Here is a 24893-nt window from a genome sequence, read left to right as displayed (position 1 = left end):
CCGATCGATCGACACGAAGGAGTGATGCGTGGGATCCGACCGGCCTCGCACCCACCGCCACCGCATCACCGCGTTCTTCGTGAGCCTGCTCGTCCTCCTGCTCGTCGCCGTCGTCGTCGGCGCCGGCGTGGGCTGGTGGACCGTGCAGCGCTCGTTCCCCGAGACGTCCGGCCGCATCGAGGTCGCCGGGCTCGACCAGCCGGCGGTCGTGTACCGCGACGACGCGGGCGTGCCGCAGGTCGTCGCCGAGACCACCGCCGACCTGTTCTTCACCCAGGGCTGGGTGCACGCGCAGGACCGCTTCTGGGAGATGGACTACCGCCGCCACGCCGCTTCAGGACGGCTGGCCGAGCTGCTCGGCGAGCAGTACGTGGCATCCGACGCCCTGGTCCGCACGCTGGGCTGGCGGCAGGTCGCCGAACGCGAGGTGGAGGAGTTCGACGACACGACGCGCGCCGCGTACGAGGCCTACGCCGCCGGCGTCAACGCGTACCTCGACACGCGCGGCGGCGCGGACCTCTCGATCGAGTACGTCCTGCTCGCGCTGCAGTTGCCGGGCTACGAACCCGAGCCGTGGACCCCGGCCGACTCGGTCGCGTGGCTGAAGGCCGCGGCGTGGGACCAGCGCGCCAACCTCGACGACGAGCTCGACCGGGCACTGCTGTCGACCGCGCTGCCCGCCGAGGAGGTCGAGCGCCTGCACCCGGGCTTCGACTACGACGCCGCGCCGACGATCATCGGCGACCCGCCCCCGCTCCCTGACGAGGAGGGCGAGGACGCCGAGGCCGAGGGCGCGTCGACGGGCGCCACGGATGCGACCGATCAGGACGCCGAGGTGCTCGCCGCGCCGCTCGCCGAGCTGCGCGCCCGGCTCGACGCGCTGCCCGGCGTGCTGACCACCCCGGGTGCCGAGATCGGGTCGAACTCCTGGGTCGTGGACGGCTCGCACACGGCGTCGGAGCTCCCGCTGCTCGCCGGCGACCCGCACCTCGAGGCCGCGCTGCCGTCGGCCTGGACGCAGTCGGGCCTGCGCTGCGCGCCCGTCTCGGAGGAGTGCCCGTACGAGGTCTCCGGCTTCGGCTTCGCCGGCGTGCCCGGAATCATCGCCGGGCACAACGCGGCCATCGCCTGGACGCCCACGAACCTGCTCGCCGACACGACCGACCTGTACGTCGAGCGCGTCGACGGCGGCGAGTACCTGCAGGACGACACCATGGTCTCGTTCGAGGAGCGCCGCGAGGTCATCGAGGTCGCGGGCGGCGCCCCCGTGACGATCACGGTGCGCTCGACCGGGCACGGGCCGCTCGTGACGGGACTCGACGACGGGTTCGACGCCGTCGCCGAGGGATACCCGGAGGCCGCGGGCTTCGACGACGCGCGCTACGAGCTCGCGCTGCAGTGGACCGGCTTCACGCCGTCGCGCACCGCACGGGCGATCCTCGAGATGAACCGGGCCGCCGGCTGGCGGAGCTTCCGGGAGGCCGCGGAGCGCTGGGACCTGCCCGCCCAGAACCTGCTGTTCGCCGACGTGAACGGCAACATCGGCTCGCAGGCGGTGGGCCGGGTGCCCGTGCGCGAGACCGGCGACGGCACCTTCCCCGTTCCGGGCTGGGACACCGACTACCGCTGGAGCGGCGTCGTCCCGTTCGACGAGATGCCCCGGGAGTCGAACCCCGACCGCGGGTACCTCGTCGCGGCCAACACCCCGCCGCTCGACGCGGGCGACGGACCCATGCTCACGCAGGACTGGTCGCAGGGGTACCGCGCCGCCCGCATCGACCGGGTGCTCCGGGAGTCGATCGACGCCGAGCAGCCGGTGAGCCTCGCCACGATGGCGAACCTGCAGTTCGACCAGGTCGACCCCGCCGCGGCGATGCTCCTGCCGGCGCTCGCCGAGCTGTCGCTCGAGGGCGATGCCGCCCGCGGCCGGCAGCTCCTCGAGGACTGGGACGGCGTGAGCGACGTCGACAGCGCGGGCGCCGCGTACTTCCAGGTCGTCTGGGGCACCCTGCTCGGCGACATGTTCGCCGAGCTGCCGGCCAGCACCCTGCCCGCCGGCGGCGACCGGTGGATCCGCGTCGTCGACGGGCTCCTCGACGAGCCGGAGGCGCAGTGGTGGGTCGACGACGCGGCCGGCGTCGACGGCCGCGACGCGATGCTCGCCCGGGCACTGACCGAGGCCTGGCAGGAGGCGGCGGACCGCATGGGCTCGGAGCCCGCGCAGTGGCGCTGGGGGCGCCTGCACCAGCTCGACCTGCGCAGCCGGGCCTTCGGCGAGACCGGCCTCCTGCCCGCGCGCCTGCTGCTCGACCGCGGGCCATGGCAGCTCGGCGGCTCGTCCGCGATCGTGGACGCCACCGCCTGGGACGCGCGGGACGGCTACGCGGCGACGTCGGTGCCGTCGATGCGAATGCTGGTGGACCTGGCCGACCTCGACGCGTCGCGCTGGGTGAACTCCTCGGGCGCATCGGGCCACGCCTTCGACCGGAACTACGTCGACCAGACCGACGTCTGGTCGCGCGGCGGCACGCTGCCGTGGCCGTTCACGCTCGAGCGCACGCAGGAACTCGCCGAGCACACGCTGCTCATGCGGCCGGAGGGGCGCTGACGGCCGCGCCGCGCGGCACCACCGAACGGCCGGGGCCGGACGCAGCCGCCCCGGCGCGCGCTCAGCGGGCCGGGAACTGCCGCTCGGGCTCGCCCACGTAGAGCTGCTGCGGGCGGCCGATCTTGGTCGAGCCGTCGACCTGCATCTCGCGCCAGTGCGCGATCCAGCCGGGCAGGCGCCCGATCGCGAACAGCACCGTGAACATGCGCGTCGGGAAGCCCATCGCCTTGTAGATCACGCCGGTGTAGAAGTCGACGTTCGGGTACAGCTTGCGGTCGCGGAAGTAGTCGTCCTCGAGCGCGATCTGCTCGAGCTCCTTGGCGATATCGAGCAGCGGGTCGTTCACGCCGAGGCCCGCGAGCACCGCGTCGGCGCTCTCCTTGACGAGCTTCGCGCGCGGGTCGTAGTTCTTGTACACCCGGTGGCCGAAGCCCATCAGGCGCACGCCCTCCTCCTTGCGCTTGACGCGCTCGACGAAGCCGCGCACGCCCTCGCCGGAGTCCCTGATGCGCGCGAGCATCTCGAGCACGGCCTCGTTGGCGCCGCCGTGCAGCGGGCCGTAGAGCGCGTTGATGCCCGCGGAGACCGAGGCGTAGAGGTTGGCGCCGGTCGAGCCGACCAGGCGCACGGTCGAGGTCGACGCGTTCTGCTCGTGGTCCTCGTGCAGGATGAGCAGGCGGTCGAGCGCGGCCGAGACGGTCGGGTCGATCTGGTACGGCTCGGCGAGGATGCCGAAGTTCATCTTGAGGAAGTTGTCGATGTACGACAGCGAGTTGTCGGGGTAGAGGAACGCCTGGCCGAGCGACTTCTTGTGCGCGTAGGTGGCGATGACCGGCAGCTTCGCGAGCAGGCGGATCGTGGTGAGCTCGACCTGCTCGGGGTCGTTGGGGTCGGAGGAGTCCTCGTAGTACGTCGAGAGGGCCGACACGGCGCTCGAGAGCACCGACATGGGGTGCGCGGTGTGCGGCAGTGCCGAGAAGAAGCGCTTGAGGTCCTCGTGGAGCAGCGTGTGGCGGCGGATGCGCTCATCGAACGCGGCGAGCTCGTCGGCGGTCGGCAGGTCGCCGTAGATGAGCAGCCAGGCGACCTCGAGGAAGGTGGAGCCCTGCGCGAGCTGCTCGATCGGGTAGCCCCGGTAGCGCAGGATGCCGGCGTTGCCGTCGATGTAGGTGACCGACGAGCGGGTCGCGGCGGTGTTGGCGAAGCCGTAGTCCAGCGTGGTCATGCCGGTCTGCTTCATGAAGGTCGAGATGTCGATGCTCGACGCCCCCTCGACCGACGGAACGACCGGGAAGCTCGCAGTCCCTCCCGGGTAGGTCAGCGTCGCCTGCTCCGGCTCGCCACTCGTTCGCGTCTCGACGTCGCCCACGGCGCCTCCTGTGATCCGGGTGTGTCTCGGGGGATGGTGCGCGCCCGCCGTCGGTTCACGGCCGGGCGCCCGCATACAGCCTAGACGGCGGGACGACCTACTGTCGCATCCGCCAACGATCCCCGTGGACGGCTGCACGATTCGGCCAACGGCAGGCGGATGCCCCGGGGCCGCCCCGCGCTCAGGATGCGGCCGAGAGGCGTGCGGCCGCCTCTGCGACCCGCTCGTCGGTCGCCGTCAGCGAGAGCCGCACGTGCTCGGGGAAGTGCGGGCCGTAGAAGTGCCCGGGGCCCGCGACGATGCCGAGCCCGGCGAGCCGGTCGATGCTCTCCCAGGCGTCGCGCCCCTCGGTCGCCCAGAGGTAGAGGCCCGCCTCGCTGTGGTCGATGCGGAAGCCCGCCGCGATCAGCGCGGGCACGAGTGCGTCGCGCCTGGCCAGGTAGCGCGCCTTCTGCTCCGCGACGTGCGCGTCGTCGCCCAGGGCGGCCACCATGGCCGCCTGCAGCGGCGCCGGCGGCATGAGGCCCGCGTGCTTGCGCACGTTCAGCAGCCGCGCGATGCGGGTGCGGCAGCCCGCGACGAACGCGCCACGGTACCCGGCCATGTTCGACTGCTTGCTCAGCGAGTAGACGGCGAGGGTGTCGGTGCGGTCGTCGCCGATCACGCGGGGGTCGAGGATGCTCGGCACGCGCAGCTCGTCCCACGGCGCGTCCCACCCCAGCTCGGCGTAGCACTCGTCGTTCACGACGACGGCGCCCAGCTCGCGCGCCCTGGCATGCGCGGCGCGCAGCGCCTCGACGTCGAGCACGCGGCCGTCGGGGTTCCCGGGGCTGTTCAGCCAGACGAGCGCGGTCTCCTCGGGCCACTCGGCGGGGTCGTCGGAGGCCACCGCGTCGGCGCCCGCGAAGGTCGCTCCCACGGCGTAGGTGGGGTACGCGGCACGCGGGTGCACCACCACGTCGCCCGCCCCGACGCCGAGCATGAACGGCAGCATCGCGACGAGCTCCTTCGAGCCGATCGTCGGCAGCACGTGGTCGGGCGTGAGGCCCGTGACGCCGCGACGTCGGGCGAACCAGTCGACGATCGCCGCGCGCAGTTCGGGCGTGCCGGTCGTCGCGGGGTACGCGTGCGCGTCGGTCGCCTCGCGCAGCGCGTCGCGCACCACGTCGGGGGTCGCATCCACCGGCGAGCCGATGGAGAGGTCCACCGTGCCGCCCGGGTGCCGCGCCGCGCGCTCGCGGTACGGCGTCATGAGGTCCCAGGGGTAGTCCGGGAGCTCGCCGAGCGCCACGGTCAGTGCGCCTGCGGCGGCAGCGCGGCCACGACCGGGTGGTCCTTGGCGATCACGCCGACCTTCGCCGCCCCGCCGGGCGATCCGATGTCGTCGAAGAACTCGACGTTGGCCTTGTAGTAGTCGGCCCACTGGTCGGGCAGGTCGTCCTCGTAGTAGATCGCCTCGACCGGGCACACGGGCTCGCATGCGCCGCAGTCGACGCATTCGTCCGGGTGGATGTAGAGCGAACGCTCCCCCTCGTAGATGCAGTCGACGGGACATTCGTCGATGCAGGCGCGGTCCTTGACGTCGACGCACGGGAGGGCGATGACATAGGTCACGGTGTTCGCGTTCCCTTCTGTTGTTGGGCCCAGCCAGTCTACGCGTCGGCGCGCGGCCGCTGCGGCAGCGACGGCCATGCGACGACGAGCACCGCGACGAGCGTCGGGCCGATCGTCCAGGCGATGCCGGCGGTCTCACCGGAGATGAGCAGGGTGCCGTCCTGCTGCGGCAGCGAGAGCAGCGAGACCACGCCCACGAGGCCGAACGCACCGGCGAACGCCACCCAGCGATCGTGCGTCGCGAGGCGCAGGCCCACGAGCAGCGCGGTCGCGCCGAGGAGCGCGAGCACGATGCCCCACGGGATCGCGACGTCGCCGACGGTCCAGGTCAGGCGATGGCCCAGGGTTCCGAGCAGGCCGTACGCGGCGCCGGCGACGACGGCGCCGGCCATGACGGCGATGCGGGCGGCGCCGGTCACTGGCCTGCGGGCACGACGACGTACGCGATGCCGTCGTTGCCCGCGGTCACGATCACGTCGAAGCGGGGGTTGCTGAACGCGACGACCCCGGTGCCGCCGGCCTCGGCGAGCGCGGAGTCCTCGTCGAAGCCCGCCGCGAGCAGCTGCTGCCGCGCCTGCTCGAGCGGCTCGGCCGAGTCGGCCTGGATCGTGACCGCCCAGCCGGTCTCGTTGTCGACGGTGCCGGATGCCCCGAACAGCACCTCACCGTCCACGACCGGCACCTCGGCCGGCCAGCCCTCGGGCATCTCACCGAGCCCGACGGCGCCGCCGGTCGCTCCCTCGATGGCGTCCTCGACGCCCTGGTTCACGATCTGCTCGAGCGGGTTGCCGAAGCATCCGCTGAGGCCGAACGCGAGTGCGGCGGAGACGGCGACGGCGGCAGCGGCACGGAGTGCGGTGGTGGGCATGCAGGCAGTGTATTGCCCGGTACCGCCCTGCGCATCGGGGTTGCCCACGACCCGGTTCACTCCCGGCCCGAGGGTCGCGTACGGTGGGTCCGACCTGCCGACGACGCGAGGAGCATCCGCATGGACGACCAGCCCGTGATCACGACGACCTGGGACGGCCCGGTCGCGACCGTGACGATCGACCGGCCCGCCGCCCTGAACGCCCTCTCGCGCCAGGTGCTCGAGGAGCTCGGCGCGGCCTTCGACGCCCTCGCCGATGCGGGCGCCGGGCTGCGCGGCGTCGTGCTGGTCGGCGCGGGCGGTCGGGCGTTCGTCGCGGGCGCCGACATCCGCGAGCTGTCGGGCCTCGACGCCGACGGCGCCGCGGCGATGGGCAGGCTGGGCCACGAGACCGTCGCGCGCATCGAGTCGCTCGGCGCACCGGTGATCGCGTGCGTCGACGGCTACGCACTGGGCGGCGGGCTCGAGCTCGCGCTCGCCTGCGACTTCATCTACGCGTCGGCGCAGGCGCGGTTCGGGCTGCCCGAGGTCTCGCTCGGGGTGATCCCCGGGTTCGGCGGCACGGTGCGGCTCCCCCGCGCGGTCGGCCTCGCCCGCGCCAAGGAGCTGATCTACTCGGGCCGCATGGTCGACGCCGCCGAGGCGGAGCGCATCGGCCTCGCCTCACGGGTCGAGCCGGACCGCGACGCGTTGCTCGCGGCCGCGCGCGCGACGCTCGACGAGATCGGCACCAGATCGCCGAGCGCGGTCGCGCTGGCGAAGCAGGTGCTCGTCGACGCGACAGGCACGCCGACCGAGCGGGCGACGGAGCTGGAGATCGACGGGTTCTCGCGCGCGTTCGCGACCGACGACATGCGCGAGGGCACGGCGGCGTTCCTCGCCAAGCGCACGCCGGAGTTCACGGGTCGCTGACGGCGTCGCCCGACCCCGGCACCGAGTACGCAAGATGCGGGAACGCGTCGGGCGTTCCCGCAGTTCGCGTACTCCGTCGACGCGGACCCGGGCGCGCCGGCGTCAGTTGACGTGGCTGAGCAGCCAGGCGTAGCCGTCGAACCGCACGCCGTCGGTGTAGTACATCTCGAGGTGCAGGTGCGGCCCGGTGGACTGGCCGGTCGAGCCGACGCGGCCGAGCGTCTGCCCCGCGGTGACCTTCTGGCCGACCGAGACCGAGATCGAGCCGGACTGCATGTGCGCGTACAGGCTCGTGACGAGGCGGCCGCCGATGTTGTGCTGCACCTCGACGTAGTTCCCGAGGCCGCCGCCGGCGGCAGTCGCGGTGATGACGACGCCGTCGGAGATCGAGCCGATCGCGGTGCCCGCGCCCGGGTTGAAGTCGATGCCGTCGTGGTAGGTCGAGCAGCCCGCGCACGGTGCCACGCGGTAGCCGAAGCCGTCGCTGACCTTCGAGTAGTTCGCGAACGGCCAGACGACCTTGTCGACGTCGGCGAGCGCGGTCACGCCCACGCCCGCGACGGAGGTGTAGAGGGGCGGCGGTGCCGCCTCGACGTCGTAGGAGCCGGGCCGCACAGGCTCGAGCTCGGCCGCGCCGACCACGATCGTCTGCGGATCCTCGGCGGGCTCGTCGTAGACCGAGGCGTGCGCCTGGCCGTCGTTCGACGTGAGTGCAGCGGCCGGCAGGGTCGTCGAGACCGCGAGCGCGCCGACGAAGAGGAACCCGAGACCGCTCGTCGCGGTGCGCAGGCGCGCCTTGCGTGCGCGGTACGCCTCGGCGCTCAGCGGGTGCTCGGGGCCCTCGAACCACTTGGCGCCCGTGACCGACGCGTCGCGCAGCACACGCTGCGCGTTGCGCAGGAGGCGCTGGGTCGCCGACGGGGCGCACCCGCGACGGGGCGTGAACGCGCGGCGGCGCGGGGCCGCACGGCGGCCGGTGGAACGGCGGGGCATTGCTGGGGGAACCTCGGGGGAAATGTAACGTTCGGGTAACGGTCGATGAACGACCCGACGTACGTTACGTGACCGAACCTGAAAGAACGCTCGGTATTGGCGCCCGCGCCGGACTGCGCGCGAGCGCCTTCTCCCCCGGCGGGCGTCGCCCACCGGCATCCGGAACCTCCGGCTAGGCCTGCTTCTTGAGGCGCGATGCGGCCCGCGCACGGGCCGTGGCGTCGAGCTCGACCTTGCGGATGCGCACCTTCTCGGGGGTGACCTCGACGCACTCGTCCTCGCGGGCGAACTCCAGGCACTCCTCCAGGGAGAGCTGGCGCGACGGGGTCATCGACTCGAACGTGTCGGCCGTCGAGGAACGCATGTTCGTGAGCTTCTTCTCCTTGGTGATGTTCACGTCCATGTCGTCGTTGCGCGAGTTCTCGCCGATGACCATGCCCTCGTACACCTCCTCCGTGGGGTTCACGAAGAACGTCATGCGCTCCTGCAGGGCGATGATCGCGAACGGCGTCACGACGCCCGAGCGGTCGGCGACGATCGAGCCGTTGTTGCGGGTCGTGATGACGCCGGCCCACTCGCCGTAGCCGTGCGAGATCGCGTTCGCGATGCCGGTGCCGCGGGTGATGGTGAGGAACTCGGTGCGGAAGCCGATGAGGCCGCGGCTCGGCACGACGAACTCCATACGCACCCAGCCGGTGCCGTGGTTCGTCATGTTCTCCATGCGGCCCTTGCGGGCGGCGAGCAGCTGCGTGATCGCGCCGAGGTACTCCTCGGGGGCGTCGATCGTGAGGTGCTCGTAGGGCTCGTGCACCTTGCCGTCGACGGTGCGCGTGACCACCTGCGGCTTGCCGACGGTCAGCTCGAAGCCCTCGCGGCGCATCTGCTCGACGAGGATCGCGAGCGCGAGCTCGCCGCGGCCCTGCACCTCCCACGCGTCGGGCTTGCCGATGTCGAGGACCTTGAGCGAGACGTTGCCGATGAGCTCGCGGTCGAGGCGGTCCTTGACCATGCGGGCGGTGAGCTTGTGGCCCTTCACCTTGCCGACGAGCGGCGACGTGTTCGTGCCGATCGTCATCGAGATGGCGGGGTCGTCGACGTGGATCGCCTCGAGCGGCCGGACGTCCTCCGGGTCGGCGAGGGTCTCGCCGATCGTGATCTCCTCGATGCCCGCGACCGCGATGATGTCGCCGGGGCCGGCCTCCTCGGCCGGGTGGCGCTCGAGCGCCTTGGTCTTCAGCAGTTCGGTGATGCGCACGTTCGAGTGCGTGCCGTCGTGGCGCACCCACGCGACCGTCTGGCCCTTGCGGATGGTGCCGTTGAACACTCGCAGCAGCGCGAGGCGGCCGAGGAACGGCGACGCGTCGAGGTTGGTGACCCACGCCTGCAGCGGGGCCTCGTCGTCGTAGGTCGGCGCGGGGATGTGCGTGAGGATCGCGTCGAACAGCGGCTCGAGGTCGTCGGAGTCGGGCAGCGCGCCGTCGGCGGGCTTCGTGGTCGACGCGCGGCCGGCCTTGCCCGAGGCGTAGACGACGGGGACGTCGAGGATCGCGTCGAGGTCGAGGTCGGGCACGTCGTCCGACAGGTCGGAGGCGAGGCCGAGCAGGAGGTCCTGGCTCTCGGCGACGACCTCGTCGATGCGGGCGTCGGGCCGGTCGGTCTTGTTCACCAGCAGGATGACGGGCAGGCGCGCCTCCAGCGCCTTGCGCAGCACGAAGCGGGTCTGCGGCAGCGGGCCCTCGCTCGCGTCGACGAGCAGCACGACGCCGTCGACCATCGACAGGCCGCGCTCGACCTCGCCGCCGAAGTCGGCGTGGCCGGGGGTGTCGATCACGTTGATGGTGACCGGGCCGTCGGGGGCGTGCGCCCCCGCGTACTCCACCGCCGTGTTCTTGGCGAGGATCGTGATGCCCTTCTCGCGCTCGAGCTCGTTCGAGTCCATCGCGCGATCGTCCACGTGCGCGTGCTCGGCGAACGAGTGCGTCTGCTTGAGCATGGCGTCGACGAGCGTGGTCTTGCCGTGGTCGACGTGGGCGACGATCGCGACGTTGCGCACGTCGGAGCGGGTGGCGGAGGCCATGAAGAAGTCCTTGGGAGTGAGGGAGAACGCCGGGAAGCCGACAGGACAGCCTATCGCAGCACGCCGTCGTGCAATTCGAGCACCCGGTCGGCGCGCTCCACGATCGAGGGGTCGTGGGTCGTGAGCAGCACCGCCAGCCCGTCCTCGTGCGCGATCGACGCGATGAGCTCCACCATGGCGGCGGCCGTCGTCGAGTCGAGCTGGCCGGTGGGCTCGTCGGCGAGCAGGATGCGGGGACGGCCCGCGAGCGAACGCGCGATGCCCACGCGCTGCTGCTGCCCGCCCGACAGCTCGGCCGGACGCTGCGAGGCGTGGCCGGCGAGGCCGACCCGGTCGAGCAGCATGCCGACGCGCTCGGTGCGCTCCGCGGCATCCGCCCCCTGGATGCGCAGCGGCAGCTCGACGTTCTCCTGCGCCGAGAGCGCGCCGATCAGGCCGAACGACTGGAACACGAAGCCGACGTCGTCACGGCGGATGCGGTCGGCCTCGGACTCGCCCGCCGTCGTGAGGTCGACGCCGCCGACCCGCACGGTGCCGGTCGTGGGCGGCTGGATGCCCCCGAGCACGTGCAGCAGCGTCGTCTTGCCCGCACCCGACGGGCCGATGAGCACGACGAACTCGCCGGGCGAGAGGGTGAGGGATGCGTCGGCCAGCGCGGTGACGTCGCCGGCCGGGGTGCGGTGGATGACGGAGAGGCCCTCCGCCTCGAGCACGTGCTCAGCCACGGTCGCCTCCCTGCGGGTCGTCGCCTTCGGTCTGATCGGATGCCTCGTGCGGTTCGGATGCCCCTGAATCGGCGCTCCCCGGCTCGGGCGCGCCCCGGTGGCCCGGCCACACCCCCACGTGGTCGGCCTCGAGCCGCAGCCGCACGCGCTCGCGGAGCGACAGGCGCGCCAGGTAGTCGTCGGGCAGCTGGAGCCGGCCCACGCGGTCGAGCACCGCGAACTCCTCGGCCATGGCGTGCTCGCGGCCCTCGTCGTCGGTGTGGGTCCAGCGCAGCACCTCGGTCGAGGTGCGGCCGTCGCGGATCTGCACGGTGCGCTGCACGTGCTCCGACACGGTCGGGTCGTGCGTGACGAGCAGCGCCGTGGTGCCGAGCTCGCGGTTCACGGTCTCGAACGTCTCGAGCACCTCGACCGAGGCGTGCTCGTCGAGGTCTCCCGTCGGCTCGTCGGCGAGCAGCACGCGCGGGTCGTTCGCGAGCGCGACCGCGATCGCGACGCGCTGCTGCTGGCCGCCCGACAGCTCGGCCGGGCGTCGGCCGGCGAGGTCGGCGACCCCCGCGAGGTCGAGCAGCTCGTGCGCCCGCTCCGGGTGCTTCCGGTCGCCGCCGATCGCGCGGGCGAGCTGCACGTTCTCGAGCGCCGAGAGGTACGGCAGGAGGTTGCGCGCGGTCTGCTGCCAGACGAAGCCGACGACCTCGCGGCGGTAGCGCACGCGTTCGCGGTTCGACAGCGACGGCAGGTCGCGACCGGCGACGGTGGCCTTGCCCGCGGTCGGGGCGTCGAGCGCCGAGAGGATGGAGAGCAGCGTCGACTTGCCCGAACCCGATGCGCCGACGAGTGCGACGAGTTCGCCGCGGTCGACGAGCAGGTCGAGGCCCTGGAGGGCCTGCACCTCGATGTCGGCGACCGTGAAGATGCGCACGAGGCCGTGGCACTCGATGTCGGGGCCGGTGTCGGCGATGGACGTGGTGGTCATCGGTCCTCCTCGGTTCGGAGCACGGTGGCGATGGAGGTGGTGCGCGCGGTCACGACGCCGACGACGACCGCGAGGGCGAGCGCCACCGCGACGGCCGCGACGAGCGCGCCGGTCAGCACGGGGTCGACGGCGATGCCGGGCTGCACGGCGCCGCCGGTGAAGGGCCTGAGGTCGACCGCGGCGACGACGAGCAGCGGCAGCACGGCGCCGAGCAGGGTGCCGCCCACGAGCGCGGTGGCCCCGAGCGGCGCGAACTCCCACGCGACGATGCCGCGCGACTGGCGACGGTCGAGGCCCATGGTGCGCAGCAGCGCGATGGTGCGCGAGCGGGCGTCGCGCGAGACGCCCGCGACGAGCAGCACGGCGATCATCGAGAGCACGACGGCGAGGCCGAGGGCCAGGAGCAGCGCGACGCGCAGCGCGGTCACCGCGGGCGAGCCCTGGATGCGCGTGGTGCGCTCGTCGAGGCGCTCGATCGCGTGCGGGCCGCCGATCGTCTCGGAGATCGCTGCGGCGACGGCCGCGGCATCCGCCCCGTCCGCGACGTCGACGAGCAGCACCTGGGGGAAGTAGCCGAGCGCGGTCACCGCGCGGTAGTCCTCGGCGTCGACGAGCAGCCACTCGGCGGGCGTGTTCTCGCCGGCGACGCGGGCGATCTCGCCGACGACCTCGACGTCGGTGTACGCGACCGTGATGGTGCCGTCGCCCACCGCCTCGACGAGCGCGGGCGAGGCGAGCGCCAGCACCTGGTCGTCGCCGGGAGCGAGGTCGACGAAGCGGAAGCCCTCGTCGAGGTCGGCCTGCACGGCGGCGAGCCGCTCGGTCTCGGTCGCGAGCACGATCGCGGGCGAGCCGCCGTCGGGTCCGTCGACCGGGGCGCGGTCGCCGACGAGCAGCCCGACGGCCTCCTCCACGCCGCCGACGGCCCGGATCGCCTCGGTGCGCTCGGCGTCGAAGAACGGCCCCGAGACGCGGATGTCGGCGCCCACCTGCCGCTCGGCCGCCTGCTGCGCGCCGCCGTCGACGGTCGCGAGCACGAGCGACGAGAACACGGCGACCGCCACGGCCACGAGCATCGCGAGCACGGCGGTGGTGCCGGCGGCGGGGTCGCGCAGGGTGCGGGCGGCGCCGACGAGCGCGACGACGCCCCGGCCGCGGGTGGCGCGCCGCAGCACGGCGGCGATGGGCAGCGGATGCAGCCGGACGACGATGAGCGCGAGCGCGACGGTCGCGAGCAGCGGCGCCGCCACGACCAGCGGGTCGACGCCGCCCGTCGACGGACCGATGCCGCGCACCACGAGCAGCGCGACCGCGATCGCGGCGATGAGCAGCACGGCGCCCTCGACGATGCGGCGCGCGCGGCCGCGCACCGGGGCGTCGAGGTCGGCGCGGCCGGGGGCGAGCGACGCGGGGCGCAGCGCGCCCGCGAGCGCGATCGCGGGCACGAACCCGACGAGCGCGGCGATCGCGGTGCCGAGCCAGCCGGCGTCGGTCGGCACCGTGGCGACCGCGACCGCCGCGGCGACGACCGCGACCGGCACGCCGAGGATGAGCCCCTCGAGCGCGAGCAGGCGGCGCAGCAGGCCGATCGGCGCGCCGCGGGCGGCGAGCAGCGCGAGGTCGCCGCGACGTCGGCGCACCACGAGGGATGCGGCGAGCACGACGAGCGCGACGCTCACCGCGATGGGGCCGACCGCGGCGACCGTGAGGATCGCGCTGGCGGCGTGCGAGCGGGCGACCGCCGTGGCGAGCACCTCGACGACCGAGCTCGAGAACCTCATGCGCGCGTCGCCGCTGTCGTCCATGCGCTCGGACTGCGCGGTCGCGCCGCGCATGGCGGCGAGCAGGGCCGACGGGTCCTGCGCGGCGGCGGCATCGGCGTCGAGCGGGATCCACGCGGTGGTCTGCGGCTGGTAGTGCAGGCGGGCGGGCAGATCGTGCCAGCCCGCGGCGTCGACGTAGGCGGCAGCGGTGGCGGTGGGCCGGCGGTTGCCGTCGTCGAAGATGGCCGCGCTCAGCGGGTTCGGCAGATGCTGCCAGCGGTCCGCATCGGGGTCCACGGCTTCGACCAGGCCGACGAGGCGCACCGGCTCGCCGGGCGGATCATTCGCGCCGAGGCCGCCGGGCATGGTGCGCAGTTCGCCGACCGGCCACGCCATCGTCTCCGCGGCGTCGCGGGCGAGCACGATCTCGAGCTCGCCGCTGCCGTCGTAGGTCGCCGGCCACTCCCCCTCGACGACGTCGAGCTCGCTGCGCATGCGCACGTCGGCGAGCAGCTGCACGACGCCCGTCGGGGCGGTGGCGGGCAGGTCCTCGGGCTCTGCCTCGATCGGCACCTCGTAGACCGCGAACCCGGGCTCGCCGAGCAGCGGCGCGAGCGCCGGGTCGACGCCTCCCATGACCGCGGCGAGCCGTTCGCCGAACGCGCCGAACGCGGCATCCGCCCCCTCGTCCCAGCCCTCGACGACGGCGGGTTCCGTGGCGGCGCCGGGCAGGGGTGCGGCGAGCATGCGCCCGGTCAGGTCGCGGCCGGTCGGCGCGACCTGGTCGACCTGGTACGCGACCTCGTCGCGGATCACGCCGGCCAGCGCGCGCGGCGCCGCGGCGACCACGAACGCGACGAGCGCCGTGAGCGCCACGATCACGAGCGCGGCGCTGCGGGGCGTGGCGAATCGGCGGCGCGTCAGCCGCGCGATGCCCGGGGACTTCGTCATTCGTCCTCCCGGAGCACGGGGGCGAGTGCGGCGGGGGCGCGCACGGTCGCGGCGATCAGGATGCTCGCGGCCAGCAGCGCGCCGACCGCGACACCGAGCACCACGAGGTCGAACTCGAGCACGACCGGGAACGTCGCCGGCAGGTCGACGTACGCGCCCCGCACGAGCGCGGGCACGACGACCCACGCGGTCGCGAGGCCCGCCGCGACGCCGCCGACGGCGCCCAGCACGAGCGTGGAGACCTCCTCGAGCGTGCGCACGCGGGCAGCGCCGCGCCGGCCGAGGCCGAGCACCGCGAGCACGGCGAGCTCGCGCGTGTCCTGGCGGGTGCGCGTGCGGCGCAGCACGAGCACGACGAGGGCGAGCACGGTCGCGGCGGCGGCCGCGAGCACGAACGCGACGGCGGTGCGCTCGGCGTCGGCGGCCGCGAGGGGGTCGGCGGCGTCGACGGATGCCGCGGGGAACGCCTCCTCGACCGCGAGCGCGACCTCCGCCGCATCCGTCGTGCCGAACCAGACCTCGGTCGGCTCGAGCGGAACCGCTGCCGAGAGCGACGCGGTGACCAGGTCGGTGAGGATGCCCTGTCCGTCGGGAGCGCCGGGCAGCAGCCGGATGACGTCGGCGACCTCGAAGTCGATCGTGGCGTTCATGGTCGGGATGCGCAGCGAGAGCTCGTCGCCGACGTCGGCGCCCAGCTCTGCGGCGACCTGCTCGGTGAACACCGCGGGCACGCGCGTGGGCGCGCCGGCGGGCACCGCGCGCACCGCCTCGGTCGACGGACCGGAGGGCGACGGCACGCCCACGCGGATGCCGTCGCCGAACTCCTGGATCGACCCGTCGCCGCCGGCTGCGAGCTCGAGCGGGGTGAGATCGACCGGCTGCCCGTCGGCACGCACCACGAGGTCCACGGGTGCCCCCGCGGGAGCCCCGATCCCGTACTCCTCGGCGTGGCCCACGCGCAGCTCCACGATCGTCCACGGGCCGCCGTCGGGCAGTTCGAGCTCGGTCGTCGAATCCATGAGGTTCTCGAACTCGACCAGCTGGCCGACATCGGACCCCTCGAGCTCCGTGATCTCCACGTTGGTCGCGGCCAACTGCGCGAACCGCCCCTCGGCGTCGGCCAGGACGAAGCCCGCCGTCATGCCGGGCGGCGGGCCGGTGAAGGTCGACCCGTCGGACTGCTGGTACTCCCCCTCGGGTACGTGCAGCTCGACCGTGAACGACCGGATGCCCGCCGGGAGCGCGATGCCAGCGGGACCGTCGCCGCCCTGGCCCAGCGCCTCCGCGAGGGCCTGCGGGTCGATCGTGCCGTCGGCGTCGGCGAGCACGTCGGCGAGCTGCGCCGCCTGGACGGGCAGCACGGGGATGGTGCCGTCGCTCCCCCGCACCTCGAGCGGGCGCACCGCCATGGCCGCGTCGGCGCCTGCGACGTCGGCGATGTCCGCTGCGGACACCCCATCGGGCAGCTCCACGCGCACGTCGGCGCCGACGCGCACGTCCTCGGGCGCCGCGCCGAGTGCCTCGATGCTGCCGCGGTACGCGACCGCGAGCGTCACGGCGCCGGCGGCGAGCAGGACGACGGCGATGGTGACGGCGTGGCGGGCCGGCCTGCGCGAGGCGAGACGGAACGGGGTGACGGGGCTCGCACCGCGTGCACCCGTGAACGCCGCGGCAATCACGCGCGCGACGGGCGCGGCAACGGCGACGGCGACGAGGCCCGCCAGGGCGAGCACCAGCGCGGGAGCGATCGCGACGATCGGGTCGACGCCTCGCGAGCCGTCGCCGCGAACGACCACGGCGCTGCCCGCCTGGGCGAACTGCCAGACGGCGACGCCCGTGACGATCGCGACGAGCACGGCCGTGCCGATCAGCGCGGTGCCGTCGGTCCGCGCCGAGGTGCGGTCGGCGCCGCGGAACGTGCCGATCACCACCGCGGCAACCGCGACGAGCACGACGGCCGCGCCCACGGCGACCGCCGGCCAGGCCCCGACCGCGACGACACCGGCGAGCGCCGCGACGAGCGTGCCGGCGAGCCCGCCCGCGATCGCCCCGGTCGCCGCCACCACGGCGGCCTCGGATGCGGCTATGCCCACGAGTCGCCGGCGCGACGCGCCGCGAGCACGCTGCAGGCGCGTCTCGATGGTGCGCACGCGCACGACCTCGAGCGCGACCGCTGCGACCGCGACCGCGGCCACGAGCCCGGTGATGCCGACGGCGACCGCGGTCGGTCCGCGCCTGGACTCGAGGCCGGGCAGCAGGTCGACGAGGGTGCGGCGCAGCCCGCCCGACGCCTGCACCTCGGGGCCGCCGGCGTCGGCAACCGCATCGTCGAGATCGGCGAGCCCGCCCGCGAGGGCGGCCGCGGCACCGGCCGTGAAGCGTGCGGGGTCGGGCGTCAGCACCAGCGTGCGGCCGTCGACCTCGATCGCGAGGGCACCCGGCGCGCCGAGCGACCCGAGCGCGTCGCGCACCGCGGGTACGGCGTCGGTGGGGTCGCCCGACTCGGGCCGCACGACCACGCGGTCGCCGTCACCCGGCGCCGCGGCGACGGCCGCCAGTGCGGCGCGCGACTCCACGACGGCGATCGCGCCCACGAGGCCGGCGAGGGTCGCCGCGGCGACCGCGGTCGTGACCGCGAGCGCGACGAGTGCCGGGAGGGCGGCGCGGGCGCGCGCCAGGAGGAACCGCGCGTTCCCGCGCCGCCGTGCTCGTGGCCTCGTCACCTCGGGGGCGGTGGAGCGCTCAGCCGAGCGCGGTGCGGCGCCGCTCGCGGCGCTCGCGCTGCTCCGTCGGGTCCGGCACCGGCACGGCGGCGATGAGTCGCTGCGTGTACGGGTCCTTCGGGTTGCGGAGGATCTGGTCGCGCGTGCCCTGCTCGACGAGCTTGCCGTTGTGCATCACCGCGATGCGGTCGGCCAGCTGGTCGACGACGCCGAGGTCGTGCGTCACGAAGAGGCATCCGAACCCGAGGTCCTGCTGCAGCGAGGTGAACAGCTCGAGCACGCGGGCCTGCACCGAGACGTCGAGCGCGCTGGTCGGCTCGTCGGCGACGAGCAGCTGGGGCTTCAGCGCGAGGGCGCGGGCGATGCCGATGCGCTGGCGCTGGCCGCCCGAGAGCTCGTGCGGGTAGCGGTTGCGCATCGAGCGGGGCAGCTCGACCGCGTCGAGCAGCTCCTCCACCCGGGCGTTGACGACCTTCTTGTCCTTCTCACCGGCGAGGATGAGGGGCTCGGCGATCGACTCGCCGACCGGGATGCGCGGGTTCAGCGACGAGCCCGGGTCCTGGAAGACGATGCCGATGTCGCGGCGGATGTCGCGCAGCTCCTTGGTGCCCACACCGACCATGTTGCGGCCGGCGACGGTCATCTCGCCCGAGTGCACGGGGAGCAGGCCGATCGCGGCGCGACCGATGGTGGTCTTGCCCGAGCCCGACTCGCCCACGAGGCCGACGACCTCGCCGCGGCGGATCTCGAGGTCGACGCCGTCGACGGCCCGGAACGCCGGCACGCGGCCGCGCTTCGGGTACTCGAGGACGACGTCGCGCATGTGCAGCACCGACTCCGACTCGACGCGCTGCGCCACCTCGGCCTCGTCGGTGGTCACGGTGCCGAGGTGCGGCACGGCCGCGAGCAGGGCCTGCGTGTACGGGTGCTTCGGCGACTCGAACACGTCGACGACGCTGCCGTTCTCGACGACCGCGCCGTCCTTCATGACGATCACCTGGTCGGCGAGGTCGGCCACCACGCCCATGTCGTGCGTGATGAGCACGATCGCCGAGCCGAGCTCGGTGTGCAGGCGGCGCATGAGGTCGAGGATCTCGGCCTGCACGGTGACGTCGAGCGCCGTGGTCGGCTCATCGGCGATGAGCAGCTTCGGGTCGTTCGCCATCGACTGCGCGATCATCGCGCGCTGGCGCTGGCCGCCCGAGAGCTGGTGCGGGAACGAGTCGAACGCCTTCTGCGGGTCGGGCATCTCGACCTGGGTGAGCAGCTCGATCGCCCGCTCCGCGGCCTGCTTGCGCCGCATGTTCGGGTTGTGGATCTGCAGCGCCTCGACGATCTGGAAGCCGACCGTGTAGACCGGGTTCAGCGCGGTCATCGGCTCCTGGAAGATGACCGAGATGCCCTGGCCGCGCACCTTGCGCAACTTCGACACCGGGGCGCCGATGAGCTCCTCGCCGGCGAGCTTGGCGCTGCCGGTCGCGCGGCCGTTGCCGGGCAGCAGCCCGAGCACGCCCATGGAGCTCGTCGACTTGCCCGAGCCGGACTCGCCGACGATGGCGAGCACGTCACCGGGATTCAGCGTGTAGTTGATGCCACGTGCCGCCGACACCCACTCGCCCTCGACCCAGAAGTCGATGCCGAGGTCGCGCACTTCGAGGACCGGGTCGATCCGGCTCTGCGTCTCGTTCACTGGAGGTGGCCTTTCGGGATGGTTCGCATCGCATCTGCGACGATGGTGTGGTGTCCGAGGTACATGTCTTCCGCCCCCGGTTCGGTCGATGGCTCGCGGGAGCCGTGTTCGTTGCCTGCGGCATCGGCGCGGTCGCCGCGTTCATGGGCGCGCCCGGCGACTTCGTCGCCTTCGCGCCCATGCTTGCGCTGCTCGCGTACGCCGCCTGGGCGGCCTACTGGCGCCCGTCGGTGCGCATCGACGACGACGGCGTGGCCATCGCGAACGTCTTCCGCACCACACGCGTGCCGTGGGGCCAGATCCGCCGTATCGATACGCGCTACGCGCTCATGCTCGACACGACGCACGGCAAGGTGAGCGCCTGGGCGGCACCCGCACCCGGCCGCTACTCCCTGCTCTTCGCGTCGCGCGAGCAGGGCACGCACCTGCCCGAGTCGAGCTACGTGGCCGGCACGGTGCGACCCGGCGACCTCGTGTCGAGCGACTCCGGCGCGGCGGCCTACCTGGTGCGCCGCCGCTGGGAGGAACTGCGCGACAGCGACCGGCTGGTCGACGACGGCAGCCCCCGCGACGTGACGGTGCACGTCGCCACGATCGCGGGATTCGCGGTGCTCATCCTCGCGACCGTGCTGGGCGTCGTGGTCTAGCCGCATCGAGATCACCGGTCTTCGGCCGCCGACCCGCGGCCGGTCGGCCCACCGGACGTGGGCGCGCCGGTCGCCGACATGCCGTCGGCCGCACCGCCGGGAGCGACGGCACCGGTGCGGTCCGCGCCGCGCTGCGCCCACCAGCGGCGCAGCTCCGACATCGGCCCGTTGAAGTTCGGCACGCGCTTCTGGCGCGGGTCGAAGGCGTCGCGGAGGCCGTCGCCGACGAAGTTGATGCAGAGGGCGATGATGATGATGAAGATGCCCGGCCACCAGAACAGCCACGGCCGCGTGGTGAACGCGCCACGGTACTGGTTGATCAGCTGACCCAGTGAGATGTCCGGGTTCGTGATGCCGAAGCCGAGGAAGCTCAGCGACACCTCGATCAGGATCGCGGCGCTCATGAGCAGCGTCGAGTTCACCACGATCACGCCGACGGTGTTCGGCAGGATGTGCTTGAAGATGATGCGGCCGTTGCTCGCGCCCGCGACGCGGGCGGCGTCGACGAACTCGCGTTCGCGCAGGGCCAGGAACTCGGCGCGCACGAGACGTGCGAGGCCGGTCCAGGCGATCGCGCCGAGCAGCACGCCGATCGTGATCGCGTCACCGCCGAGGGTGCGCGCGAGCACCGCGCCGAGGACGAGGATCGGGATGATGATGACGACGTCGGTGAAGCGCATGAGCAGCGAGTCCACGCGACCGCGGAAGAAGCCCGAGACCGCGCCGACCACGACGCCGATGACGGTCGCGATGATGCCGGCGAGGAAGACGACGATCAGCGACTGCTGGGTGCCGCGCATGACGCGGGCGAACATGTCCTTGCCGAGGTCGTCCTGTCCGAACGGGTGCTCACCGATCTGGAACGGCCAGAGCTGGAGCGTCGGGTGGCCCGAGTTCACGATCGGGTAGCGGGTCCACCAGTCCTTGTCCCACCAGCCGGCGATGCGGAAGCCGTCGATGCCGAGGGTGCCGGTGCTCGTGTCGACCGCGTATTCGCCGCTGCCGCCGATGACGGTGCCGACGGAACTGAAGGCGAACAGGACGAGGAGGCCGAACGCGATCAGCGAGACGACCGCGCCGCGGTGCTGGAAGAACCGGCGGCGCACGATGGCGCCCTGGCTGAGCCCGGCGACCTGCCGCTGCTCGATGCTGATCTCGCTGCCGCGGGACTCGTCCGTGGCCGTTGCGGTGTTCTTGGGGTCGGTCATGTCAGCTCACCCGGATTCGCGGATCGAGTGCCGAGTACAAGAGGTCGGCGATGATGTTGAAGACGACGGCCAGCACGCCCGTGACGAGGAAGAAGCCCATCATCAGGTTGACGTCCGTGTGTTCGAGCGCATCGGAGAACACTGCTCCCATGCCCTTCCACGCGAACACCGTCTCGGTGATGACCGCGCCGCCGATCAGGCCGCCGAACTCGAACGCGATGATCGTCGCGATCGGGATCATGGCGTTGCGGAACGCGTGGCGCATCACGACGACGCGCTCCGAGAGGCCCTTGGCGCGCGCGGTGCGCACGTAGTCCTGGTTCATGACCTCGAGCAGGCTGGCGCGCGAGTACCGGGTGTACGCCGCGAGCGAGATGAGCATCAGGGTCATGGTCGGCAGGATCAGGTGCGTCATCGAGTCGAGCATCTGCAGCCAGTAGTCGTCGCGCCGGTCGATGGCCGGGGTGGACGCACCGATCGTGGAGATGACGCCGCTCGAGAGCGGGATGATCTGCTCGTAGGTCGCCCAGCGCTGGAACATCTGGTCGGCCACCAGCGGGATCGTGCCGAGGCCCGCCGCGAGCCCCACGACGCGCGCGAGGTTCGCCTTGCGGTCACCGCCGAAGACGAATCCGACGAGCGCGCCGACCGCGACGAGGATGATCGCCACGAGCGCGATGGTCCACCACGCGTTCCCGTAGAAGAAGAGGAACTGGAAGGGGAACCAGAGTGCGACGGGCGCCACCACGGCGGCGAGCCCGAACGCGATGAGCGCGGGCCGGTCGCGGAGACCGGTCGTGAGGCTCGCCACGATGAGGGCGTTGGCGGTCGAGAACAGGATGATGCCGGCGATGCCGATCGACGGCTCCGAGAACCAGCCCGTGACGTCGAGCACGAGGAGCAGCGCTGCTCCTGCGAGGCCCGTGAACACGAACGTCTTGATCCTCGTGGCGAGTCCGCCGCCGACGATGGACATCAGGATGAAGCCGGTGATGAGTCCGAATATGGGGATGAACCACCACGGGATCACCGGATCGCCGAGGAACTGGTTGAAGGCGATACCGCCGTACTGCTTGAGGAGCACCGCGACCCAGAAGACGGGCAGCGAGTAGAAGACGAAGGTCGCGAACGTGACGGTGTAGTCGTATCCGCTGTACTGGCGCAGCGCGGTCGTCATGCCGATCGCGATGCCGAAGAGGATGGCGAGGACGGTCGCGGCGGTGACCAGCTGGAGGGTCGAGCCCATCGCGGTCATGATGACCTCGGTGACGGGGGCCTCACCGCGCGCGACGGAGATGCCGAGGTCGCAGTTGCCGACGAGGCAGCCTGCGGCGCCGCCGAGCCAGGCGAAGTAGCGCAGCACGGGCGGGGTGTCGAGGTCGAGCTTGTTCGCGAGGTCCGCGATCTTGGCCTGCGCGTCGGGGTCGCGGCTTCCGCGCAGCTCGGCGAGCGGGTCGCCCGAGACGGCGGTGAGCACGTACACGACGTATGACGCGACGAGCAGGACGAGCAGGGTGGCGACGAGTCGCCTGGCGACGAAGGAGAACACCGGGGGTCCTTACGGGTGGTTCGGCACGAGACCCGGCGACACCCCTCGGGAGCGGCGGCCGGGTGGGCCGCTGCCGGTTCGAAGAGGTCAGTATAGGCGGGGCAAGCTGGGATGCAACTTCACCCGCCCGCCGGGATCAGGCCGGTGGGCCGGATGCGGAGGTCGCATCCGGCCCACCGGGTGAGGCGATAGCCGTATTACTCGGCGGTCGCACCGTCAGTCGGCGCCCACTCCCAGAAGTTCCAGAAGTAGTACGGGGCCAGCGGAGCGGGGGCGATGCCCTCGACACCCTTGTCCCATGCCGTCAGACCGGGGAACTGGAAGATGGTGATGCCGTAGCCGTCAGCCCACAGCTCCTTCTCCACGTCCAGCTGGATCGCGATCTGCTCGTCCACGTCGAGCTCGGTCTCGAGGTCGGCGAGACGCGTGTCGACGATCTCGTTCGAGTAGCCACCGAAGTTCGACGGCTGGCCCGAACCGAGGTACTGGTCGGTACCGGTGAGCGCGAGGCTCGTCGACGCCCAGGCGAAGATGACCGCGTCGTGCGGGTTCGTCGGGTTGGCGGCGGTGTCGGTGAACTCCCAGTTGGGCTCGGAGTCGTCGGTCACGTCGAAGCCGGCGAGGGCGGCCGAGGTGGCGATGAGCTCGTACTCGGCGGCACGACGCTCGTTGCCCTCGGGGTACCAGAACTTGACCTCGACCGGGGTCTCGACACCGGCCTCCTCGAGCAGCGCCTTGGCGCCCTCGATGTCGACCTCGGCGTACTCGGCCGAGCCGTTCTCCTCGACGATCGGGTCGTACATCGGCGAGCCCGGGATCTGGAGGATCGAGTTGCGCACGACCGCGTTCGGGTTGAGCGGGTGGATGAGCTTCTCGAGGATCTCGTTACGCGGGATGGTCTTGAGGAACGCGATGCGAACGGCCTTCGCGGTCTCCTCGTCGCCACCGTAGGTCGCCGGGTCGAACGGACCACCGTTGTTGAAGGTCAGGTCGACGTGCTCGTAGGTGGCCTCGTCGCTGGTGTGGTAGTCAGCGGTCTCGGTCTCCTGGACGAGCTGCAGCACGTCCGGCGTGGGCTGGCCCGAAGCGACCTGGACGTCACCGTTCTGGAGCGACTGCACCTGAGCGGTCGGGTCCGCGATCTGGCGGATGGTGATCCGCTCGTACTTGGGCGAGGGGCCCCAGGCGAATTCCTCGTTCGCGACGAGGGTGACGTAGTCCTCCTCGACGAGCTCCTCCACGATGTAGGGGCCGTACGAGAGGGTCACGAGCTCCGACTCGGGGGTGTTGGCCGACTGGAAGTCCGCCTCCCACGCCTCGGCGACCGGGGCGAGCCACTCGGAGTCGCCGTTCTGGATGGCCTCGACGAGCGCGTCCTTGGCCTCCTGCGGGTCCTCGATCTCCGGGTACGCGAGCATGACCGCCGCGTGCGCCGCGACCGAGCCGACACCGTACTGGGTCTCCCAGTCGACGTAGGCCTTGTCGTAGACGAGGGTGAGCTTGTTGTCGTCGATCTCGGGCAGCGAGCTGGCGAGGTCGGCGCGCGGGTTCGCGTAGTTGAAGAGCGGTGCGCCCTCCTCGTCGGTGACGCCGGCGAAGATGTACGCCCACGACAGGAGCAGGTCGGCCTCGTCGAGCGGCGTGCCGTCCGACCAGACGATGTTGTCGTTGACGGTGTACTCGACGGTCAGCGGGTCGTCGCTGGTCTTCTCGTACGAGCCGAAGTCCGTGTTCTGGACCAGCTCGGGCGAGTTGTCGTAGTAGTTGAAGCTCGCCGTCGTCAGGTAGGTCACATTGCTGTTCGCGATGTTGTTACCCGAGGTGCTGCTGCTGTTGAAGTTGTCGATGATGTCATTCCAGGAAACCGTGATCTCGGTTCCCTCGATGACCTCCGACTCATACGGCAGCGAGCAGCCCGAGAGCACGAGTGCTCCCGCGGCGATGACGGCTGCGCCAGCCGCCCCACGCTTGATGTTCACATTTCCTCCTGTGCAGGGGTGCAAGGTGTAGTTGTATCCACAAGATCGACCGGCGCCCGAGAGCGCCGGCCGACACCAATGAGAGAGACTCTAAGTCGGCTCGGGGGTGGTTCCAACTTGAGGCGGAATTCGTTACCGAGTAGTAACGAGCGAAGCGTTTCTTTGCGAATGACGCACGATTCGAGCGTCGTTCGCGGCCCTCGTGCAACGAATAGTCGACAAATGCTCATTTGAGCGCTGA

Annotated in this window: 18 protein-coding genes; 3 read left to right on the top strand and 15 right to left on the bottom strand. The window is 72.3% G+C overall.

Annotated elements, in window-relative coordinates; translation table 11 throughout:
• The first annotated feature begins 28 nt into the window (after positions 1-28).
• Positions 29-2608, top strand: coding sequence for a penicillin acylase family protein (locus QMG39_RS13320; protein ID WP_281885775.1), 2580 nt, complete (start codon positions 29-31; stop codon positions 2606-2608).
• A 61-nt stretch (positions 2609-2669) separates the two neighbouring features.
• On the opposite strand, the gene QMG39_RS13315 is transcribed toward QMG39_RS13320, so the two are convergent.
• The 5 genes from QMG39_RS13315 to QMG39_RS13295 all read right to left on the bottom strand — a co-directional run bounded on the left by QMG39_RS13315 (position 2670) and on the right by QMG39_RS13295 (position 6459).
• Entirely contained in the window at positions 2670-3977 is a 1308-nt protein-coding gene (locus QMG39_RS13315) for a citrate synthase (RefSeq protein ID WP_281885773.1), read from the bottom strand.
• A gap of 181 nt (positions 3978-4158) precedes the next feature.
• Positions 4159-5268 (bottom strand): succinyldiaminopimelate transaminase, encoded by a 1110-nt coding sequence (dapC, locus tag QMG39_RS13310; RefSeq protein ID WP_281885771.1) that lies wholly within the window; start codon positions 5266-5268, stop codon positions 4159-4161.
• Positions 5269-5270: 2 nt separating this feature from the next.
• On the bottom strand, positions 5271-5591 hold the full coding sequence (gene fdxA / locus QMG39_RS13305) for a ferredoxin (protein ID WP_281885769.1): 321 nt from the start codon (positions 5589-5591) through the stop codon (positions 5271-5273).
• A 38-nt stretch (positions 5592-5629) separates the two neighbouring features.
• A complete protein-coding gene (locus QMG39_RS13300) occupies positions 5630-5983 on the bottom strand; it encodes a hypothetical protein (RefSeq protein ID WP_507762688.1) in 354 nt (117 codons plus the stop codon).
• 23 nt (positions 5984-6006) lie between these two features.
• Complete coding sequence (locus tag QMG39_RS13295) at positions 6007-6459, bottom strand: hypothetical protein (RefSeq protein ID WP_281885765.1); 453 nt, start codon at positions 6457-6459, stop codon at positions 6007-6009.
• 120 nt (positions 6460-6579) lie between these two features.
• On the opposite strand from QMG39_RS13295, the gene QMG39_RS13290 reads away from it, so the two are divergent.
• The gene (locus QMG39_RS13290) at positions 6580-7371 is read left to right on the top strand and encodes an enoyl-CoA hydratase/isomerase family protein (RefSeq protein ID WP_281885763.1); all 792 of its coding nucleotides are present in this window, start codon (positions 6580-6582) and stop codon (positions 7369-7371) included.
• Positions 7372-7473: 102 nt separating this feature from the next.
• On the opposite strand, the gene QMG39_RS13285 is transcribed toward QMG39_RS13290, so the two are convergent.
• From QMG39_RS13285 to QMG39_RS13255, 7 genes are all read right to left on the bottom strand, one after another.
• Complete coding sequence (locus QMG39_RS13285) at positions 7474-8364, bottom strand: M23 family metallopeptidase (protein ID WP_281885761.1); 891 nt, start codon at positions 8362-8364, stop codon at positions 7474-7476.
• A 172-nt stretch (positions 8365-8536) separates the two neighbouring features.
• Positions 8537-10441: a translational GTPase TypA gene (gene typA / locus QMG39_RS13280; RefSeq protein WP_281885758.1), complete on the bottom strand. Its 1905-nt coding sequence runs from the start codon at positions 10439-10441 to the stop codon at positions 8537-8539.
• 50 nt (positions 10442-10491) lie between these two features.
• Positions 10492-11166, bottom strand: a complete 675-nt coding sequence (locus tag QMG39_RS13275; protein WP_281885756.1) for an ABC transporter ATP-binding protein — start codon at positions 11164-11166, stop codon at positions 10492-10494.
• Positions 11159-12142, bottom strand: coding sequence for an ABC transporter ATP-binding protein (locus QMG39_RS13270; protein ID WP_281885754.1), 984 nt, complete (start codon positions 12140-12142; stop codon positions 11159-11161). The genes QMG39_RS13275 and QMG39_RS13270 overlap by 8 nt, the downstream gene beginning before the upstream one ends.
• Positions 12139-14856 (bottom strand): FtsX-like permease family protein, encoded by a 2718-nt coding sequence (locus QMG39_RS13265; protein ID WP_281885752.1) that lies wholly within the window; start codon positions 14854-14856, stop codon positions 12139-12141. Before QMG39_RS13265 ends, QMG39_RS13270 begins: the two co-directional genes overlap by 4 nt.
• The gene (locus QMG39_RS13260; RefSeq protein WP_281885750.1) at positions 14853-17579 is read right to left on the bottom strand and encodes an ABC transporter permease family protein; all 2727 of its coding nucleotides are present in this window, start codon (positions 17577-17579) and stop codon (positions 14853-14855) included. The genes QMG39_RS13265 and QMG39_RS13260 overlap by 4 nt, the downstream gene beginning before the upstream one ends.
• A 19-nt stretch (positions 17580-17598) precedes the next feature.
• Complete coding sequence (locus QMG39_RS13255; protein WP_281885748.1) at positions 17599-19269, bottom strand: ABC transporter ATP-binding protein; 1671 nt, start codon at positions 19267-19269, stop codon at positions 17599-17601.
• A gap of 50 nt (positions 19270-19319) precedes the next feature.
• Between QMG39_RS13255 and QMG39_RS13250 the strand changes: the two genes are divergently transcribed.
• A complete protein-coding gene (locus tag QMG39_RS13250) occupies positions 19320-19916 on the top strand; it encodes a PH domain-containing protein (protein WP_281885746.1) in 597 nt (198 codons plus the stop codon).
• An 11-nt stretch (positions 19917-19927) separates the two neighbouring features.
• On the opposite strand, the gene QMG39_RS13245 is transcribed toward QMG39_RS13250, so the two are convergent.
• The 3 genes from QMG39_RS13245 to QMG39_RS13235 form a co-directional block, all read right to left on the bottom strand.
• A complete protein-coding gene (locus QMG39_RS13245; protein WP_281885744.1) occupies positions 19928-21124 on the bottom strand; it encodes an ABC transporter permease in 1197 nt (398 codons plus the stop codon).
• A 1-nt stretch (position 21125) separates the two neighbouring features.
• Complete coding sequence (locus QMG39_RS13240) at positions 21126-22673, bottom strand: ABC transporter permease (protein WP_281885742.1); 1548 nt, start codon at positions 22671-22673, stop codon at positions 21126-21128.
• A gap of 197 nt (positions 22674-22870) precedes the next feature.
• Positions 22871-24652 (bottom strand): ABC transporter family substrate-binding protein, encoded by a 1782-nt coding sequence (locus QMG39_RS13235; RefSeq protein WP_281885740.1) that lies wholly within the window; start codon positions 24650-24652, stop codon positions 22871-22873.
• Positions 24653-24893 lie beyond the last annotated feature (241 nt).

Origin of the sequence: Agromyces rhizosphaerae (assembly GCF_027925245.1) — a bacterium.
In the GTDB taxonomy this organism is placed as follows: domain Bacteria; phylum Actinomycetota; class Actinomycetes; order Actinomycetales; family Microbacteriaceae; genus Agromyces; species Agromyces rhizosphaerae.
Note: the sequence above shows the minus strand (reverse complement) of the source record. Positions and strands in the feature narration are given on the sequence as shown.

Coding starts and splice junctions, on each gene's coding strand:
- QMG39_RS13300 (WP_507762688.1), bottom strand. CDS start 5,983: ATGGCCGGCGCCGTCGTCGCCGGCGCCGCGTACGGCCTGCTCGGAACC.
- QMG39_RS13295 (WP_281885765.1), bottom strand. CDS start 6,459: ATGCCCACCACCGCACTCCGTGCCGCTGCCGCCGTCGCCGTCTCCGCC.
- QMG39_RS13290 (WP_281885763.1), top strand. CDS start 6,580: ATGGACGACCAGCCCGTGATCACGACGACCTGGGACGGCCCGGTCGCG.
- QMG39_RS13285 (WP_281885761.1), bottom strand. CDS start 8,364: ATGCCCCGCCGTTCCACCGGCCGCCGTGCGGCCCCGCGCCGCCGCGCG.
- typA (WP_281885758.1), bottom strand. CDS start 10,441: ATGGCCTCCGCCACCCGCTCCGACGTGCGCAACGTCGCGATCGTCGCC.
- QMG39_RS13270 (WP_281885754.1), bottom strand. CDS start 12,142: ATGACCACCACGTCCATCGCCGACACCGGCCCCGACATCGAGTGCCAC.
- QMG39_RS13265 (WP_281885752.1), bottom strand. CDS start 14,856: ATGACGAAGTCCCCGGGCATCGCGCGGCTGACGCGCCGCCGATTCGCC.
- QMG39_RS13245 (WP_281885744.1), bottom strand. CDS start 21,124: ATGACCGACCCCAAGAACACCGCAACGGCCACGGACGAGTCCCGCGGC.